Genomic DNA, 17,122 nt, shown 5'->3' with positions numbered 1-17,122 from the left:
GCGCGACGGCGGCAACTCCGAACCTTCGCCAAACCAAATTCGGTGGCTATGGGTCCTGGCTTTCGCCAGAACGGCGTTTGGGAGATACTCCCGCCACGCCACCGTCTAGCTCTTTCCTCCCACCATCACGTCGATCGCCCCCTTCACGATCGCCTCGAGCTCCTTCCGCGACACACGCGCGCGGGAGCGGATGGCAATTGAGTGCACGGTTGCGGATGCGAGCTGCGCCAGCACAGCGGGATCGGCGCTGTCGGACAACTCGCCTTTCTCCTTGGCGCGGCGGAAGCAACTTGCAAATGCCTTGTCGAGCTCGTTGAGGCCATCGAGCACCATGGCCCGGATGTCGGGATCGCCGACCGCTTCGGAGGCCGCTGTGACCACGGTGAAGCAGCCGCGCGGGCCGGTCTCGCCGGAGAGATAGATGTTCAGCGCGGAGGCGAAGATGCGTTCCAGCCGCCGGCGCACGGGCATCTCCTGGCGAAAGATCTCCACCATCGATGCGCGCGCTTCCTCGCGGTAGCGCTGATAGCTCTTGATGTAGAGCTCGCGCTTGTCGCCGAAGGCGCCATAGAGGCTAGGGCGATTCATGCCGGTGGCTTCGCTGAGATCGTCGAGCGAGGTCGCCGCGAAGCCCTGCGTGCGGAACAGGTCGAGCGCCTTGCCCAGCGCGACGTCGGGTTCATAGGCGCGCGGACGTCCGCGGCGCTTGGGCTCCGTGGCAGCAGTTGGCGGCTTGGATTTTTGTACCATTTCGCAATTTAATCCTTGACCGCCTCCATAATATGCAAGACAGTACAAAAATCAATCTGGCCGGGTTGAGCGACACTACAAAAGTCACATCGAGGAATTGCCCAAGGAGGCTCAAGATGGATCTTTATTTCTCGCCCCTCGCCTGTTCGATGGCGAGCCGCGTCGCGCTGTATGAAGCGGGCGCCGAAGCGAATTATCTCGAAGTCGATCCGCCGACCAAGACAGTGCTGAGCGACGGCACTGATTTTCGAACCGTGAATCCGATCGGCCTGGTGCCGACACTGCGCACTGACGAGGGCGTGGTGCTGACCGAGAACGCCGCGATCCTGCAATATATCGCCGACCGCTTCCCGCAATCGGGCCTCGGCGCCGCAGCGGGCATCGATCGCACGCGGCTGCATCAATGGCTCTGCTTCATCGGCACCGAACTGCACAAGGGCCTGTTCATCCCGGTGCTCGACCGCAAGGCGCCGCAGGAGACGAAAGCCTACGCACTGGAGAAGAACCTGTCGCGGCTGGACTATCTCGACAATTACCTGAAGGGGCGCGACTTCCTGCTCGACCATTTCAGCGTCGCCGACGCCTATCTCGTCACGGTCATCAACTGGACCATGGCGACGCCGCCGATCGAGCTCGCCAAATGGCCGAACGTGAAGGCCTATTACGAACGCCTGCGTCAACGGCCGTCGGTCGCACGCGCGATCGCGGAAGAATTCGAGCTGTACAAGGCCGAGCAGGCGCGGAAGAAGGCCGCGGCTTAAGCGACATTCGAAACGACCGTCGTTCCGGCCAATGCGGCCGGGACGACGGGTTAAAGCGCGACTAACCGCGTCCCGAACAATTGGCTATTTCGGCGTCTGCAGTACGACCCCGTAGCGGCCGTATATCCGATCGATCGTGCCGTCGCTTCGCAGCCGTTCAATCGCTCCATCGATGATGTCGCGCAATGCATCATCCGGACGGACCATGCCGACCGCGACGTTCCAGTTGAGATCGGCTATGGATTCGTCGCGATCCAGGATGCGAAATGCCTTGTCCGGATGCGTCAGATTGAAATAACTCGCCGCGGTGGGGGTGACCGCCGCGGCATCGATCTCATGGTTTGACAAGGCATCGAGGCTGTCGCTCTCGAAGCCGAAAGTCGACGTCGGGACGTGCCGTTGGCCGATGATCATGGCCGCGACGGATCCGACCTGCACCCCGACCTTGGTATGCTCGTTGAGGCTCTGGAACGAGGCCAGCGCGCTGGATGAAGGGACGGCGAGGGCGACGCCCGTGCGGTAATACGGTTTTGAGAATCTCAAGCGGGTTTCACCCTGCGCTTCGCGGTTGGCGATGACGTCCAGAACGATGTCGCATCCGGCGCTCCGCATCTGGTACTGGGTGATGATCCAGTCGAGACGCAGCGAGACGCCGAGCTCGTGTGCCAGCGCCTCGCCCAATTCGATCTGAAAGCCGGGTGGATCGGCCGCCTTGCTTGCGAACGGAAGCGAGTTCGGATGGGCGCATAATCCGAGCACACCGGACGCGCGGATCGCGTCCAGGGTCCGCCCCTGCGCAGGATTCAGCAATCCGATCGCGGCGCCGACCACAAGCGGGAGAACTGCTTTCATTCCGCGTTCTCGTATCGACATCGGCTGGTCATTCAGCCCTCGCGCGGCTTCAGGGCGCGGATATATTTGACGATCTGGTCGATCTGCGCGTCGGTGAAGGCCCCGCCGAATGCCGGCATCGCACCAGACTTGCCGTTCTTGATGCGGCTGTGCAGATAGTCGTCGTCGCGCGGCGAATTCATCAGTTGCGGTCCCTTGCCGGCGGCCCGACCGCCAGCAGAGTGACAAAAGCCGCAAGTCCCTGCGAATAACTGCTCGACGTCGAGCGTCCCGTTGTCGGGTACGGGAGTGGCAGACTGCGCCTGAACCAGTGCGGCATACAGCGACGAGGCGCCCAGCACCGCCGATAGCAGCGCGGTGATCTTCTTGAAATGCAAGTTCAAGGTATCCAGCTCCATATCCTGAAGCGCCACGTCTCGAAGCACGAGTCCTGAAGCACGAGTCCTGAAGCACACCGGGAAATTCCAATGCACGGGAAGCAAGCTTGCGCCTGCTCCCCGGCAATCTGCGATGATCTATTTCAAGCTGAAGACGACAAGCGCCCCGTCATCACGCGGCATGCTCTTGTAGGCGCCGCCGAAGTTTGGCGCGTATTCGTCCGCCAGCATGCCGCCAAAGCCAGCGACTACGGCAATGTATTGCTTGCCATTGACGGAATAGCTGACGATGCCGCCCTGGTGGCCGGTGCCGTTGTTGTGACTCCACAGCTCAGCCCCGGTTTCGGCATCGTAGGCATGAAGGATGCCGCGGGAGTCGGGCACGAATACGAGATTGCCCGCAGTTGACAGCACGCTTCCGAGCGGCGGCTCGGGATAGCGAACCTCCCACTTCTTGGCGCCGGTGATGGGGTCGCGCGCGTCGAGATGTCCATAAATCTCTCCGCCCGGAGGAGGTACCATCTTGAAATCGGCGCCGATGTTGAGCTGGACCTGGGGCGCTGTAACCGGCGTCGTCTTCTGGACGTCGAGCGTCATGCACCATTCCTGGCCGATCTTGTAGTACAGGCCTGTCTTCGGGTTGTAGGAGCCGGCGTTCCAGCTGACGCCGCCGCCAATGAAGGGGCACAGCGGCGGTTCGGTGACCTTCCCGGCGCTGAAGTCGCGACGGCCGATCAAGGCACCCGTCTTGGGATCGATATCCTTGACGAAATTGATGTTCTCAACGAGCCGCCAGACGTTCTTCACGGCGAGATTGCGGTCATAGACGAAGACGAAACCGCCCTTGTTCGGGTGAACCACGAACTTCTGACCGTCGCGTTCGAGCATCACAAACTCGCCGACCGCGCTGTCGAAGTCCCAGGCGTCGTGCGGCAATTCCTGATGATGGAATTTCAGCCTGCCGGTATCGACGTCGAGACCGATCACCGAACTCGTGTAGAGATTGTCGCCGGGACGCGCGCCTTGCGTCTTGTAATCGGCGCCCGACCAATCGTAGAGCGGCGCCGGGTTTGCGGTGCCCCACAGGATTGTGTTGGTCTCGGAATCGTAAGTGCCCGGCATCCAGCCGCCACCCCCGCCGGTGCGCCAGGAATCGTTTCCCCACGTCTTCATGGCCTCGTCGGTGCCGGCGACGGTCAAGAACTCCCACTTCTTCTTCCCGGTGGTGGCATCCAGGCCGAAGATCGGGCCGCGGCCCGGCCATTCACCGCCTTGCGCTCCGATGATCACCGTACCCTTCGCGTAAAGCGGTGCACCGGTGAAACCGACCGTGAGCTTCTGCGAGTCGATCAACCTGGTTTCCCAGAGGACCTTCCCCGACTTCATATCCAGGCCAAGAACCCTGCCATCCATGGTGCCGACGAAAACCTTGCCCTCGCCGAGCGCTACGCCGCGATTGTAGGGGGAATGGGTCTGACGGGAGATCAGTGCCTCGTCAAGCTCCGGAAAATGAGACCAGATCACCTCGCCTGTCGCGCCGTTGAGCGCAAAAACCCGGCTGTAAGAACCCGAGTAATAGAGCACGCCATCCGCCGCGAGGGGCATCGATTGCAGGCCGCGGGTCGAGCGTCCTGGAATATGGGTCCAGGCAACGTTCAGATTACCGACGTTGTTTGCGTTGATCTGCGCCAGCGGGCTGTAGTGATAGGATTTGTATGAACCGTGATAGGTCAGCCAATCGTTCTGACCGCCGTTCTCGATCCGCGCAGTATCCACGGACTGGGCCAAGGCCGACGACACCATCAGCGTCGCGCCGGCAATAAGAGGTAGACCAGACTTACACCAACGCTTCCTCATCCGTTCCTCCCGCTTTTATGGCTGTTTAACTTGCGTCTCACAGACGCCACCGCGAGGGATGCTGCAGTCCGCTCTCTGTCGGCCTTCTCCATCGCATACGAGCCGCCGACGGCTCTCGATCTCTCTCGGCGGACATCGCCAAAAGGTGCTACGTCTCTGGACTGGTTGCAGTTGCGCTTATCCTCGCTGCAGCAGCGTACGCCGGATGACGAGGAGCGCAAAGATGAAACACGCGCACGGCGCGAATTTGACGCGCGGCGCGGATTGCAAACGTCAGTTGCGCTGACCGGTTCGTTTGGCCTCGCAGTCTCAGACTGCTGCGGGCGGCGATAGCGCCAAGGCCCGAGGAAGGATTTACCCGTACAGCACGCGCGGAAGGATCGTGACGATGCCGGGCCAGAGCGTCAGCAGCAGCACGAAGCCCACCATGATGAGCAGGTACGGCATCGTGACGCGCGCGATGTAGCCGAGGCCATCGTCGGTCAGGCCCTGGATGACGAACAGGTTGAAGCCGACCGGCGGCGTGATCTGCGCCATCTCGACCGCCAGCACGAGGAAGATACCGAACCAGATCTCGTCGAAGCCGGCGCCCTTCACGATCGGCAGCACGATCGGCAGCGTCATCACGATCATCGAGAAGCCGTCGAGGAAACAGCCGAGGATCAGATAGAAGATAATCAGCACCACGATCAGCATGAAGGGCGATAACCCCAAGCCCTTCACGAAGGCGGCGACGGCCTGCGGGATGCCAAGGAAGGCCGCGGCGTTGCCGAGGATCGAGGCGCCGAGCACGATCAGTGCGATCATCGAGCAGGTCACGACCGAGCCGATCAGCACGTCGCGGATCACCTGCTGCGACATCGAGCCCTGCGCCCAGGCAACCAGCGCCGCGCCGAGCACGCCGACCGCGGCGGCCTCCGACGGCGTCGCCAGCCCGCCATACATCGAGCCGAGCACGCAGGCGATCAGGAATAGCGCAGGCGCGAGATCCTTCAGCGCCGCAAAACGTTCGCGCCATGGCACCTGCGAGAGCTTGGCTTCCGTCTCAGGCACCATGCTGGGGTTGAGGGACGTGTGCAGCATCACCCACCCCATGAAGGTGGCCGCCAGCAACAGTCCGGGCAGCACGCCGGCGGTGAACAGTTTCAGGATCGAGACGTCCCCGAGCACGCCGTAGATGATCATGATGTTGGACGGCGGGATCAAGAAGCCGAGCGTGCCGGCGCCGGCGAGCGAGCCGATCGCGATGTCGCGGGAATAGCCACGGCGCAGCAGTTCGTTGAGCGACATACGGCCGATCACCTGCGTCGTCGCCGCCGACGAGCCGGAGATCGCCGCGAAGATGGTGCAGCCGATCACGTTCACATGCAGAAGACGACCCGGCAGAAGCCCCGCCCAGGGCGCGAGCCCCTGGAACAGCGAACGCGACAGACGGGTGCGAAACAGCAGCTCGCCCATCAGGATGAACAGCGGCAACGCCAGCAGCTCCTGCGTGGTCAGGATGTTCCAGGCGTATTGCGGCAGCAGCTTGTCGAGCGGGATCGAGCGGAACATCGCCAGCAGCAGCGTCGCAGTGAGCGCAAGCGTCAGGCCGATCCAGACGCCGCAGGCCAGAAGCGCAAACAGGATCGCAAAGAGTGCAACGACTTCGATGGTCATGGAATCCGGTGTCCGCTGGCTGGCGCGTGGGCGATCATTCGACGGGCGAGGCCTTCATGCGGTGATCCTCCAGCGGCAGGCCGAGCACGGCCTGGATCGCGCGCGCCAGGAACTGGAGCGTCAGCAGCAGCATGCCAAAGGTGACGACGGCCTGCGGAAACCACAGCGGGGTGTCGCTCGAGGTCGAAACCTGGCCGCGCACATAGGCGCCGAAGGCGAACTTCGCCATCGACGATGTCAGGAAGGCCATGAAGGCGAAGCCCGCGGCGGCCGACAGGATTTCGATCGCGCGCTGAAACGGAGCGGGGACGTTCTTCAGCAGCAGCACGACACGGATATGGCCGCCGACGCGCAGGGTCATGGCGGCGCCGAAGGTGAAGGACGCCGCCATCAGATAGGAGGAATACTCCCACGCGATCGAGATCGTGGGCGGAAAGAACGGCAGGAAGTTCGAGAGGAAGCGCGTTGCGACCTCGCACAGCATCAGCAGCGTCAGCATCAAGAGGCAGCCGCCGCCGATCCAGCCGTCCAACCGGCCAAGACGGTCGATGCCGTCGAGCAGGATGCGCAGCGGCGCTGGCGCCGCCGCGTTGAGACTTTGGGACGACGCAGGCAAAACATTCGCCACTGCAAGTCCTCAGCGCTTCATTTCGGCGAGATAGGCCCGCACCGGCTTGTCGGCCGCCGGCACGCGCTTGACGAAAGCCTCGAGCTGCGGCGCGGTCTTGGCGCGAATGTCCGTGATCATGGCCTCCGAGACCGGCACCACCTCCATGCCGCCTTCCTTGAGCCGGTTGAGGCTGTCGACGTCCGCCTTGAGCGAGTTCGCCCAGAAGCCCGGCTCCATCTTGGCGGCAATGCCGGCGACAAGCTGTTGCTGATCGGCGCTCAGTGCCTTCCAGGAATCGAGATTGACGGTGAGCATCTGCGACGACCAGACGTGGTTGGTCGGGTAGATGTATTTCAGGAATTCCCAGAACTTGCCGTCGACGCCCGACACCGCCGAGGTGGAGACGCCGGAGACCGCGCCTGAGGCCAGCGCGGGGATGGTCTCGCCCCAGGGAATCATCACCGGCGCCATGCCGACCACGGCCAGCATGTCGACGGCGTTCTTGTCGGGCACGCGGATCTTGATGTTCTTCAAGCCGTCGACATCGGCGACCTTGACCTTGAGATGCAGATATTGCGTCGGCCAGGGCACGATGTAGAGGATTTTCTGGTTGTTGCGCGCGGCGACCTTCTCGTATTCGGGCCGCACATATTTGTGCAGTACCTTCAATTCGTCCATTGAGCCGCAGAGAAAGGGAATGCTTTCGACGCCCATGAAGGGCTCGTCGCCGACCTGCTGGATGTTGAGGACGTCGGCGAGCGGCACCAGGCCGTCGCGCACGGCGCGCAGATGCTCGGGGCCCTTGAAGCCGAGCTGTCCACCGGCCTTCACGGTGATTGCGACCGAGCCGCTGCTCTGCTTCTTCACCTCTTCCGCGAAGGCAAACGCGTTCTGAGTGTGGAAATTGCCGTCGGGCCATACCGTCGACATGTCCCAGCTCACCGTCGCAGCTCGCGCGCGAGTCGAGATGTGGCCGGCGGCGAGCAGCGTCGCGGCGCCCGCGGTAAAATTCCGTCGCGTGATCATTGAGCCCCTCCGTTTGCTACGCGCACAACGCCTGAAGCGTCATCGCGCATGCCCATAAACTGTAACCGCGTTGTCGGCAGACACGAGGCCGCTTTCGATGTCGTCGTTGACGGCTGTCGGCGCGCGCTCCCGGGGATCGCCGATGCCGGCGCCGCCTGGTGTCAGCACCACCAGCCGGTCGTCCGGCGGCACCTGCTGAAAGCCTTTTCCACGCAGCTTCTTGCCGGACTTCAGGCCGACATAGCCGGCCTCGCCGTTCTTGCCGCCATCGCGACCACGTGGCGGATGATCGATGCGGTCGAATGCCGCCAGGATGTCGAACGGCGCATCAACGCCGCTGCCGACCTCGATGATCTGGCCGAGGCCGCCGCGGGTGCGCCCCGCCCCTCCGGAATCCGGACGCAGCTCCTTGCGCCAGAAGATCAGCGGCGTCTGCGTCTCGGCGATCTCGACCGGCGTGCCGCGCACGCCGCTGGGATAGGCAGTCGCCGACAGCCCGTCCTTCGCGAAGCGCGCGCCGGTGCCGCCATTGGAGGTCACCGCCATCGAGAATCCGTAATTGCCGCCGGCGCCCGAGCGGGTCTGTCCGCGCACGTTGAGATTCCACAGGCACGATGTGCCTTCGGCGGGCACGCGCTCGGGAATGATCTGGCGCAGGCAGCCGAACACGACGTCGGGCAGCATCTGGCCGATGATGTGACGCGAGGCGACCGGCGCCGGCTTCGGCGCATTGAGGATCGCGCCCGGGGGAGCCGACACCGTCAGCGGCGAGAGCGAGCCGGCATTGTTCGGGATCTGCGAGGCGACGACGCAGCCGAGACCGAACACGGTGTAGGCGATGGTGTAGGACAGAGGCACGTTGATGCCGAACCTCGATGCGGCCGAGGTGCCGTCAAAATCGACGTGAATGCCTTCGTCCGAGATCGTCAGCGTCGCCTCGAGCGAGACCGGCGCGTCATAGCCGTCGACCACCATGGTGTTGCGCCAGGTGCCCTTCGGCAGCTTGGCGATCTCGGCCAGCACGGCCTCGCGCGAGCGGTCGCAGATATAGTCGCCGAGCGTATCGAGGGTGTCGATGCCGAACTCGGTCATCATCTCGACCAGGCGCTCGCAGCCGACGTCGTTGCAGCCGGCGAGCGAGTAGGTGTCGCCCTCGGTATCGATCGGCAGCCGCGTGTTGGTGCGGATCATCGCCATCAGCGTCTCGTTGACGACGCCCTGGTCGATCAGCTTCAGCATGGGGATGTAGAGCCCCTCCATGAACACGTCGGTGGCGTCGGGCCCGAAGCCGATGCCGCCGATGTCCATGAGATGGCTGGTGCAGGAAAACAGCGCGACCGGCTTGCCGTCCTTGAAGCAGGGTGTGGTGACGACGAAATCGTTGAGATGCCCGGTGCCCATCCAGGGATCGTTGGTGATGTAGGCGTCGCCCTCCTTCATCGTCTCGATCGGAAAGTGGGCGATGAAGTGCTTGACCGATTCAGCCATCGAATTGACGTGGCCGGGGGTGCCCGTCACCGCCTGCGCCAGCATCCGTCCCTTGAGGTCGAACACGCCGGCCGAGAGGTCGCCGCATTCGCGCACGATCGGGCTGAAGGCGGTGCGGAGCAGCACCTGCGCCTGCTCCTCGACCACGGCGATCAGCCGGTGCCACATGATCTGGAGGTCGATCAGGCTCGCGCCGCTTGCCTTGCTCATGATCAGGCCGCCTTCCGTTCCATGACGATGCTGCCGGCACCGTCGATATGGGCATCAAAACTGTTGGAGACGAACGTCGAGGTCTCGTCCTCGGCGATCACCGCGGGACCCGCAATCGTAGCGCCCGGCGCCATGTCCTCGCGGCGGTAGAGTGGGATCTCGATCACCTCCCCTGCCCGGCCGTCGAAGAACTTGCGGCTGCCCGACGCCTTGCCCGCGGGCTTGCGCGTAACGGCCGCGACCGTGGCCGGATTGCGCGCCTCGGTCGTCGCGAGCACCGACCAGCTCAACACCTCGATCGCCGCACCCGGGATGGACCGCTCGAACATCGCCGCATAATCCGCTTCGAACTTCTGGCGCAGGCCGGCCAGATCGGCCGTCGTCAGCCGCCGGTTCGGCAACTCAATCGTGATCTCATGGCCCTGGCCGACATAGCGCATGAAGGCCGCGCGGCGCTCGCGCACTGGCGCACCGGCCGCGCCCGACTCGACCAGCGCACGCGCTTCGGTCACCATCTCCTGGAGCAGGTCGGAGACCCCCTCGGTGTCGAAATCGTCGAGCCGCACATGACGGCTGCGCACCAGCTCGTAGGCGATCGGAGCCGCAAGGAAGCCGACGGCCGAACCGACGCCGGCATTGGAAGGGACGATCACGCGGGAGACACCGATCTTCTCGGCGACCCGCGCCGCATGCAGTGGCGCCGCGCCGCCGAAGGCGATCAGCGTGTGCTGCCCGACAATCTCACCGCGCTCCACCGCATGCACGCGCGCCGCGCTCGCCATATTCTCGCAGACGACCTCGTGCACGGCATAGGCCGCGGTTTCCGCCGACAGGCCGAGCGGCTCGCCCACGGCGCGCAGCAGCGCCTGCTTCGAGAGTTCAGGGTCGAGCTTGATCGTTCCACCCGCGAAATCGTCGGGATCGATCATGCCGAGCGCAACGTCGGCATCCGTCACGGCCGGGCGCAGGCCGCCGCGGCCGTAGCAGGCGGGCCCGGGCTCCGAGGAGGCACTCTCGGGGCCGACCGTGACGCGCTTCATCGCATCGACATGGGCAATCGAGCCGCCGCCGGCGCCGATCTCGACCATCTCGATCACGGGAATCCGCACCGGCAGACCCGAGCCTTTCAGGAAGCGCGCTGCGCGATCGACCTCGAACACGCGCGAGGTCTCGGGCTGGTATTTCTCGATCAGGCAGATCTTTGCCGTGGTGCCGCCCATGTCGAAGGACAGCACCTTGCTTTCGCCGAGACGCGCCGCGATCTGCGCCGCGAAAATGGCGCCGCCGGCAGGACCGGATTCGACGAGACGCACCGGAAAGCGCCGCGCTGTCTCGATTGAGGTGACACCGCCGCCGGAGGTGACGAGATAGATCGCGCCGCGGTACTGCTCGACCTGCAAGGCGTCGGACATGCGGGCGAGATAACCATCGATCAGCGGCTGCACATAGGCGTTGGCTACCGCCGTCGATGTCCGCTCATATTCGCGGATCTCCGGGCACACCGCGGACGATACGGTCACGGAAATGCCGGGCATCTCCTCACTGATGATCGCGGCCGTGCGGCGCTCGTGCTCGGGATTGGCGTAGGAGTGTAGGAAGGCGACCGCGACGCTCTCGACGTTCAGCGCGCGCAATCTTGGCGCGAGCGCACGCACCGCCGCTTCGTCCAGCGGGAGGCGGACGGCACCGTGGGCGTCGATACGCTCCGGCACCGTGAAGCGCAGGGACCGCGGCGCCAACGGCTTCGGCTTGTCGATGGAGAGGTCATACTGGTCGTAGCGGCTCTCGGTGCCGATATCGAGCACGTCGCGAAAGCCCTCGGTCGCGATCAGCGCCGTCTTGGCGCCGCGACGCTCGATGATGGCGTTGGTCGCGAGCGTCGTGCCGTGAATGAAGACGTCGATGTCGCTGATATGGGCGCGCGCATCGGCAAGAATGAGCCGCATGCCATCGAGCACCGCCTGTTCGGGCCGCTGCGGCGTCGTCAGCAATTTGCGCGTCTTGCGATCCTGCCCCACGTCCAGCACGATGTCGGTGAACGTGCCACCGATATCAACGGCAAGCCGCACCTCGGCTCCCTCAAGCATTCCAAATTCTCCGTGCTGATCGTCAAGACTGAGGACAAAAGCGCAGCAATTTCCATGCCATGGGCGACAGGAACATGCTGTGTCCAGCTATTCTGCTTGGCACCCATGCAATAGGCAAGGCGTGTTCGCAGCCCGCGCGATCAGAGCAGGAATGCAAGCGCCGCTTCGCAGCGCTCCTCGACCTTGAGCGTGAGGAGATCATCGGCGCGGGTGCGTCCGAGATTGACCGCAGCGATCGGGATTTTCCGGTGCGCGGCAGCCTGCACGAAGCGAAAGCCGGAATAGACCATCAGTGATGAGCCGACGATGAGCATGGCGTCGGCCTGCGCCAGATGATCCTGAGCGGTAGCGACCACGTCGCGCGGGACGTTCTCGCCGAAGAATACGACATCGGGCTTGAGGACGCCGCCGCAGGCCCCGCAGGGAGGCACATTGAACGACGAAAAATCCGCATGCTCCAGGTCGGCGTCACCGTCGGGCGCTTCGGCCGCATCGAGCGTCAACCATTCCGCATTGGCGTGGCCGAGCGTCTCCTGGAATTCGCTCCGCGGCGTCTTTTGGCCGCAGCCCATGCACCGGACCAGATCGAGCCGACCGTGCAGGTCGATCACCTGGCGGTGGCCGGCGGATTGATGCAGCCGGTCAACGTTCTGGGTCAGCAGCATTCCGCAACGCCCGCTCGCCTCGAGCCGGGCGAGCGCGTGATGCGCATCGTTCGGCCTCGCCTGGCCGAACCGCCGCCAGCCGATCAGGCTGCGCGCCCAATAGCGCCGACGCGTATGCTCTTCCGACATGAAAGCCTGGAAGTTCACCGGCTGGGTCCGCTTCCAGTTGCCGTGACTGTCGCGATAATCGGGAATGCCAGAATTGGTGCTGCAGCCAGCACCGGTCAGCACGAACAGACGTTCGTGCCGGCCGACGAAATCCTGGAGCGGATGATTTGCCAGCGGATTATTTGCCATGACGCAGATGTAGTCCGCGCAGGCGGGTTTTGCCAGATCACCGCTGTTCGGACCGGTCGAATCCCGCAATCAGCTTCACGAGCTCGCTCTGCCGCGCAGTACCGGTCTTGCGGAAGACGTTGTGGAGGTGTGTCTTGACGGTCGCCTGCGTCAGCCCGAGCAACTCGGCCAGCGCCTTGATCCCGCTCACCCTCATGACGGCGTCGATCAGGCGGACCTCGCTTGCGGTGAGCCTGTAGAGTTTTGCAAGCGCCTCCAGCGGCGGCGGGCTTGCCGGCGAGGCCTTGCGCACGAACACCGCGGCAACCGCGGAATGCAGCGCGCCGGTACGCCGCCGGTCCCCCGAGGTCAACGGCAGCACGTTGGCAAACCAGCGGCCTTGCGAGGTCCCGAGCGGAATCGAGCCGCCGCTGTCTGTCGGCATGTTGCCGTTCTCCGCGGCGACAAGCGCTTCGCGCAACGCGCGCTGAGCGTCGAGGGCAACAGCGAACAACGTTCCGTTTCTTTCCGTGAGCAGCGCAGCCTCGTCCAGCATCGCGCGTCCGGGCGCGTTGGTGAAGGCGAGACGTCCGTTGGGACCAACCAGAAAGACGGCGGCCGTGACGCTGTCAAGCGTCTGGGTCAACACCGCCTGTGTCGCCCTGTTCTGATCGAACAGCCGGCCAATCGAGACCGCGCGCTGGAAGTGCGGCACGATCAGCGCAAACCGGCTGCGGGCATCAGCGTCGGCGAGACCGTCTTTCTCATGCATCCGGACACTGACGATCGATGAATAGGTTGCGCCCTTCTCCAGATTCGACCCGAGCGCATCGATCATGCCCTGCGGCTTCATCCACTCTTCGTAGAAGCGCGTCGCCACCATCTCCTCGAAGGGGACGAAGTCTGTTGATGCATAGACGAGACCAGCCTCGCAGAAAGTGGCCGCTGGAAAGCATGGGTTCAAGGCGAGATATTTCTCGAGATAGAGCTTTGTGTAGTCCGGCTCCTCATTGAAGAGGTGCAGCACTGCGGTTTGTTCGGTGGCCGCGTCATGCCAGAACAGGGCGCCGGAGGACCCGCCGACAAACAGGCAGGCCTGTTCGAGGGCGCGCGGCCACAAGGCGGGATCGAGCGCGGCGTCGTAAATCAGGCCGATCAGCTCTGAAAGCAGAGCGGCTTCGGATATCACGGCCGGCTCTCCGACATGTCGAACAACAGATTCGGCATCCGCACCTCGTCCCTCATTGAGTCGGGACCAGGGGCTGTTTCGCAGGCGCGCCCGGCTTAGGCGGGGCGGATTGCTTCTGTGAGACGACCGCCTTGCCAAGCCCAGCTTCAGGAGCGGCGGGCGCCACCGGTGCGGACTGCCCCACCGACAATGATACGCCGAACACACGCCATTGTCCTTCGACCGGCGCGAACATCAGTTCGAAATTCACCTGGGATGGCACCGACGGAAAGAATCCTGCCATGTGCAGGAGCCCGTTCGGCTCGATCTGCGGCAGCAGCGACAATTGCGGATCGATCACGGCAAGGCCGGAGAGATCGAGCTTGTCGCCACGCTGCTTGGCAAAGATCTCCGCAAGCTTTGCGGCGGTGTTGATCTGGAAGCCGGGCGCACCGAGATCGCGCAGCACGGTGTAGTTCCCGGTCTTGTTGGCATGGTCGAGCGCAAGCAGCGTCGAGCGGATCAGCATCAGCACGCCGTTGCGGTCGATATTGGCGGGTTTGGCCGCCTGCTGCTGCTGCGACGGCGGCGTCTGGTGGGGCTGCGGCGGCGTCTGCTGCGCAGAGGTCGTCACCGCCCCCAGGATCAAAAGACCGGCAATCGGAAGACCAAGGCCCGCGCTCAACCAACGCAGCGTCATGACGAACGGGTTCTTCCTACCACTGGATCGAGACAGCACCACGTCCACCTGCAACGCTGCGCTCGAGTCCGATGCCGCCGCCGGCATTGGCGATAATGGCATAGCTCTTGCCGTCATAGAGCAGTGCCGTTGCACCGACCGCAAACGCGTTGGCGCCCTCGAAATTGCCGTAGCCGGCCGAGAGCGCGAACTTGCGCCCCTGTTGCAGCGCCGGCATCGAGCCGGCCGCGAGCGCGACCGCGGTCCCGCTGCGGGCTTCGAGCCGGTTGTCCATCACTTGCGACTGCAAGGAGGTCACCTGCGACTGCAGTGAGGCGATGTTCGCCGGATTGAAGCTCGACGTTGCCAGATTGCCGGCCGCGTCGGTCGTCACGAAGGACACCGGTCCACTCTGTGCCGCCAGGCTCGCCGCCGAGGCGACGCCGGCCATGCGATAGGTGTTGCTGGCGGTCCCGATCGCGACCTGGTTGGCAGCGGTTACTGTCGCACCGGAGCCGATGGCGGTGGAGTTCGAGAATCCCGCGGTGGCGCCAGAACCGATTGCCGTTGCGCTCGCGGCAGACGCAGTGCTGCCCTGTCCATAGGCCGCCGCGCCGGCAGCGGTAGCGTTGCTGCCAGCGCCGATTGCGGTGGCATTGGACGCCGACGCAACAGCACCGTTGCCGAATGCGGAACTGCCGGCGGCGGCACTTGCCTTTGCCCCATCGCCAACGGCGGTGTTGCCGAGCGCCGCCGCCGAATCAGCGCCGACGGCAATCGATCCGGTCGAAACTGCACCGGTGCCGATGGCAATCGCATTTGCGCCCGTGCCGGCGGTTGCGCCGTCGCCGATCGCGACAGCGCTCGTCCCGGTGGCGTGGGAGTTGTTGCCGGCCGCGAAGGAATTGCCGCCGCTTGCGGTCACCGCGCTGCCCACCGCAGTCGAGTTGGTGTTGCTGGCGTTCGCGGCGTTCCCGATGGCTGTGGATGAAGCGCCCCCTGAGGAACTGCTGAGGCCGATCGCAACCGACCCAAATCCGCCCGACGTTGCGCCCGTTCCGAGAAAACTACCGTCGCCGCCCCCGATCGCGACGCTGTAGTTTCCGAGCGAACTGGGAGCGCTGCCGGCGTCGCCACCCGCGCCAATTGCCGTACTCCACCTGCCGGCGCCGGCCGCCGTGCTGTTGGAGTTGGTACCGATGCTGGTGATGCCCTGGTTAACCGTTGATTTCGCGGCATTTGTGCCCATCGACACGCCGAAGTCGTTGGCCACCGCGTCATGGCCCACCGCGGTCGCACTGTCGTTAAGCGCAATTGCGTGGTCGCCAAAGGCGGTGGATAGCTGGTCGGCTCGGGTATTATCGCCGACTGCGATCCCGTTGGAGCCGGGAGTCCCTTGGGCCGAGCAGGTGCCCACGAAAGAGCTTCCATTGGAATAGCACTGGGCGGCGGCCGGAGACATTCCGAGGAACAAGGCCATAGCCGTGAGAACCGCCAGGTTGACCAACGCCGTGATCATGCGAGGAGCGTTGCGGTCAATGCGGGGCGACGAGCGGTGCAAGCTACCCCGATCAGTCGCTCCCGGTTGCGGACAACTGACCGGCATCTTCTCGCTCTCCACTGATCCAAGCTGCCGCAACTGTGGGACAGGGCCACGGACGGGACATCAACCGTTCGGTTGAGTTCGCTCGCGCGTGCGACGCCGACAGCCCGCTTTTTTCCGACTGTTGCTGGATTGCATCGCGAAAAGTCTCGACGATGAGCGTCGGCGCCGCAGGCAGACCGCGAGAACTGCAAGGACGCTCGTGATCTTTGCTAGCTCGCCCAGTTGTCCCGAAACTCAGGAAACAGCGTCAGGCCTCCGCACGCATAGATGGTCTGCCCGGTAATGTAACTGGCATCGTCCGACGCGAGGAAGGCGAACACGGCGGCGATCTCTTCCGGTGTGCCGACACGGCCCAGCGGAATGTGGCTGGTGACCACTCCCCGCTTTTCCGGATCGCCCGTCCAGGCCGCGTTGATCGGCGTGTCGATCGCGCCGGGACCCACCGCATTGACGCGAATGCCACGGCCGGCGAATTCCAGTGCCAGCGTGCGCGTCAGATTGGCCATGCCGCCCTTGCTGATCGAATAGGCCAGATAGCCAGGTTTTGGGATGATCTGGTGCACACTCGAGCAGTTGATGATGCTGCCGCCTGCGCCGCGCGCGACGAAATGCGCGAGCGCCTTCTGGGCGCAGAACACGGCGCCGTTGAGATTGACGTCGATGATGCGGCGGTAGGTCTCGATGTCGAGCGCTTCGCTCGGCGATTCCCGCTGGAAGCCGGCATTGTTGACGAGGCAGTCGAGGCGCTTCCAGCGCGCCAGAATCGTCTCGAACATCGCGGCGACGTCTTGTTCATTGCCGACATCGGCCTTGACGATGATGTGATCGAGCCTGCCGTGGCCGCGATCACCCGATGCCGTCCGCGCGAGCGCGAGTGTCTCCTCAGCCCCTTCAGCGTGACCGAAATAGTTGATGGCGACGGTCGCGCCTTCCTGGGCAAGCCGGATGGCGACGGCGCGGCCGATGCCTTGGGAGGCGCCGGTCACCAGCGCGTACTGGCCGACAAGTCGCGAGTGAAACGAGGTCGAGCGATCGGTTTGTGGCATGGGTC

Annotated in this window: 15 protein-coding genes; 1 reads left to right on the top strand and 14 read right to left on the bottom strand. The window is 64.2% G+C overall.

Annotated features, from left to right (window positions below):
• Positions 1-105: 105 nt before the first annotated feature.
• The gene (locus N551_RS0131555) at positions 106-750 is read right to left on the bottom strand and encodes a TetR/AcrR family transcriptional regulator (protein WP_027570320.1); all 645 of its coding nucleotides are present in this window, start codon (positions 748-750) and stop codon (positions 106-108) included.
• A gap of 116 nt (positions 751-866) precedes the next feature.
• Between N551_RS0131555 and N551_RS0131550 the strand changes: the two genes are divergently transcribed.
• Positions 867-1,511, top strand: coding sequence for a glutathione binding-like protein (locus tag N551_RS0131550; protein ID WP_027570319.1), 645 nt, complete (start codon positions 867-869; stop codon positions 1,509-1,511).
• Positions 1,512-1,595: 84 nt separating this feature from the next.
• Here the strand turns inward: N551_RS0131550 and N551_RS0131545 are convergent, their stop codons facing one another.
• From N551_RS0131545 to N551_RS0131485, 13 genes are all read right to left on the bottom strand, one after another.
• Complete coding sequence (locus N551_RS0131545; RefSeq protein WP_027570318.1) at positions 1,596-2,363, bottom strand: ABC transporter substrate-binding protein; 768 nt, start codon at positions 2,361-2,363, stop codon at positions 1,596-1,598.
• A 32-nt stretch (positions 2,364-2,395) separates the two neighbouring features.
• The gene (locus N551_RS37575; protein WP_245287900.1) at positions 2,396-2,836 is read right to left on the bottom strand and encodes a cytochrome c; all 441 of its coding nucleotides are present in this window, start codon (positions 2,834-2,836) and stop codon (positions 2,396-2,398) included.
• Between the two features lie 42 nt (positions 2,837-2,878).
• Positions 2,879-4,597: a PQQ-binding-like beta-propeller repeat protein gene (locus tag N551_RS0131535; RefSeq protein WP_027570317.1), complete on the bottom strand. Its 1,719-nt coding sequence runs from the start codon at positions 4,595-4,597 to the stop codon at positions 2,879-2,881.
• 354 nt (positions 4,598-4,951) lie between these two features.
• On the bottom strand, positions 4,952-6,256 hold the full coding sequence (locus N551_RS0131530; protein WP_027570316.1) for a TRAP transporter large permease: 1,305 nt from the start codon (positions 6,254-6,256) through the stop codon (positions 4,952-4,954).
• A 34-nt stretch (positions 6,257-6,290) separates the two neighbouring features.
• A complete protein-coding gene (locus N551_RS0131525) occupies positions 6,291-6,884 on the bottom strand; it encodes a TRAP transporter small permease subunit (RefSeq protein WP_027570315.1) in 594 nt (197 codons plus the stop codon).
• A 9-nt stretch (positions 6,885-6,893) separates the two neighbouring features.
• Positions 6,894-7,892 carry a TRAP transporter substrate-binding protein gene (locus N551_RS0131520; protein WP_027570314.1) on the bottom strand — a complete coding sequence of 333 codons (999 nt, stop codon included), beginning with the start codon at positions 7,890-7,892 and terminating at the stop codon, positions 6,894-6,896.
• 39 nt (positions 7,893-7,931) lie between these two features.
• Complete coding sequence (locus N551_RS0131515; RefSeq protein WP_027570313.1) at positions 7,932-9,590, bottom strand: hydantoinase B/oxoprolinase family protein; 1,659 nt, start codon at positions 9,588-9,590, stop codon at positions 7,932-7,934.
• A 2-nt stretch (positions 9,591-9,592) separates the two neighbouring features.
• Positions 9,593-11,677, bottom strand: a complete 2,085-nt coding sequence (locus N551_RS0131510; protein ID WP_027570312.1) for a hydantoinase/oxoprolinase family protein — start codon at positions 11,675-11,677, stop codon at positions 9,593-9,595.
• 140 nt (positions 11,678-11,817) lie between these two features.
• Positions 11,818-12,639: an NAD-dependent protein deacetylase gene (locus N551_RS0131505; RefSeq protein ID WP_027570311.1), complete on the bottom strand. Its 822-nt coding sequence runs from the start codon at positions 12,637-12,639 to the stop codon at positions 11,818-11,820.
• A 37-nt stretch (positions 12,640-12,676) separates the two neighbouring features.
• Positions 12,677-13,807, bottom strand: coding sequence for a LuxR family transcriptional regulator (locus N551_RS0131500; RefSeq protein WP_245287880.1), 1,131 nt, complete (start codon positions 13,805-13,807; stop codon positions 12,677-12,679).
• Positions 13,808-13,859: 52 nt separating this feature from the next.
• On the bottom strand, positions 13,860-14,486 hold the full coding sequence (locus tag N551_RS0131495; protein ID WP_027570309.1) for a hypothetical protein: 627 nt from the start codon (positions 14,484-14,486) through the stop codon (positions 13,860-13,862).
• A 16-nt stretch (positions 14,487-14,502) separates the two neighbouring features.
• Positions 14,503-16,086, bottom strand: a complete 1,584-nt coding sequence (locus tag N551_RS36430) for a hypothetical protein (RefSeq protein WP_155810057.1) — start codon at positions 16,084-16,086, stop codon at positions 14,503-14,505.
• Positions 16,087-16,280: 194 nt separating this feature from the next.
• Complete coding sequence (locus N551_RS0131485) at positions 16,281-17,117, bottom strand: SDR family oxidoreductase (RefSeq protein ID WP_027570308.1); 837 nt, start codon at positions 17,115-17,117, stop codon at positions 16,281-16,283.
• Between the last annotated feature and the right edge of the window lie 5 nt (positions 17,118-17,122).

The sequence above is a fragment of the Bradyrhizobium sp. URHA0013 genome, from assembly GCF_000518345.1.
Classification (GTDB): domain Bacteria; phylum Pseudomonadota; class Alphaproteobacteria; order Rhizobiales; family Xanthobacteraceae; genus Bradyrhizobium.
The sequence above is the reverse complement of the archived record's forward strand: the minus strand, read 5'-3'. Positions and strand labels throughout refer to the sequence as shown.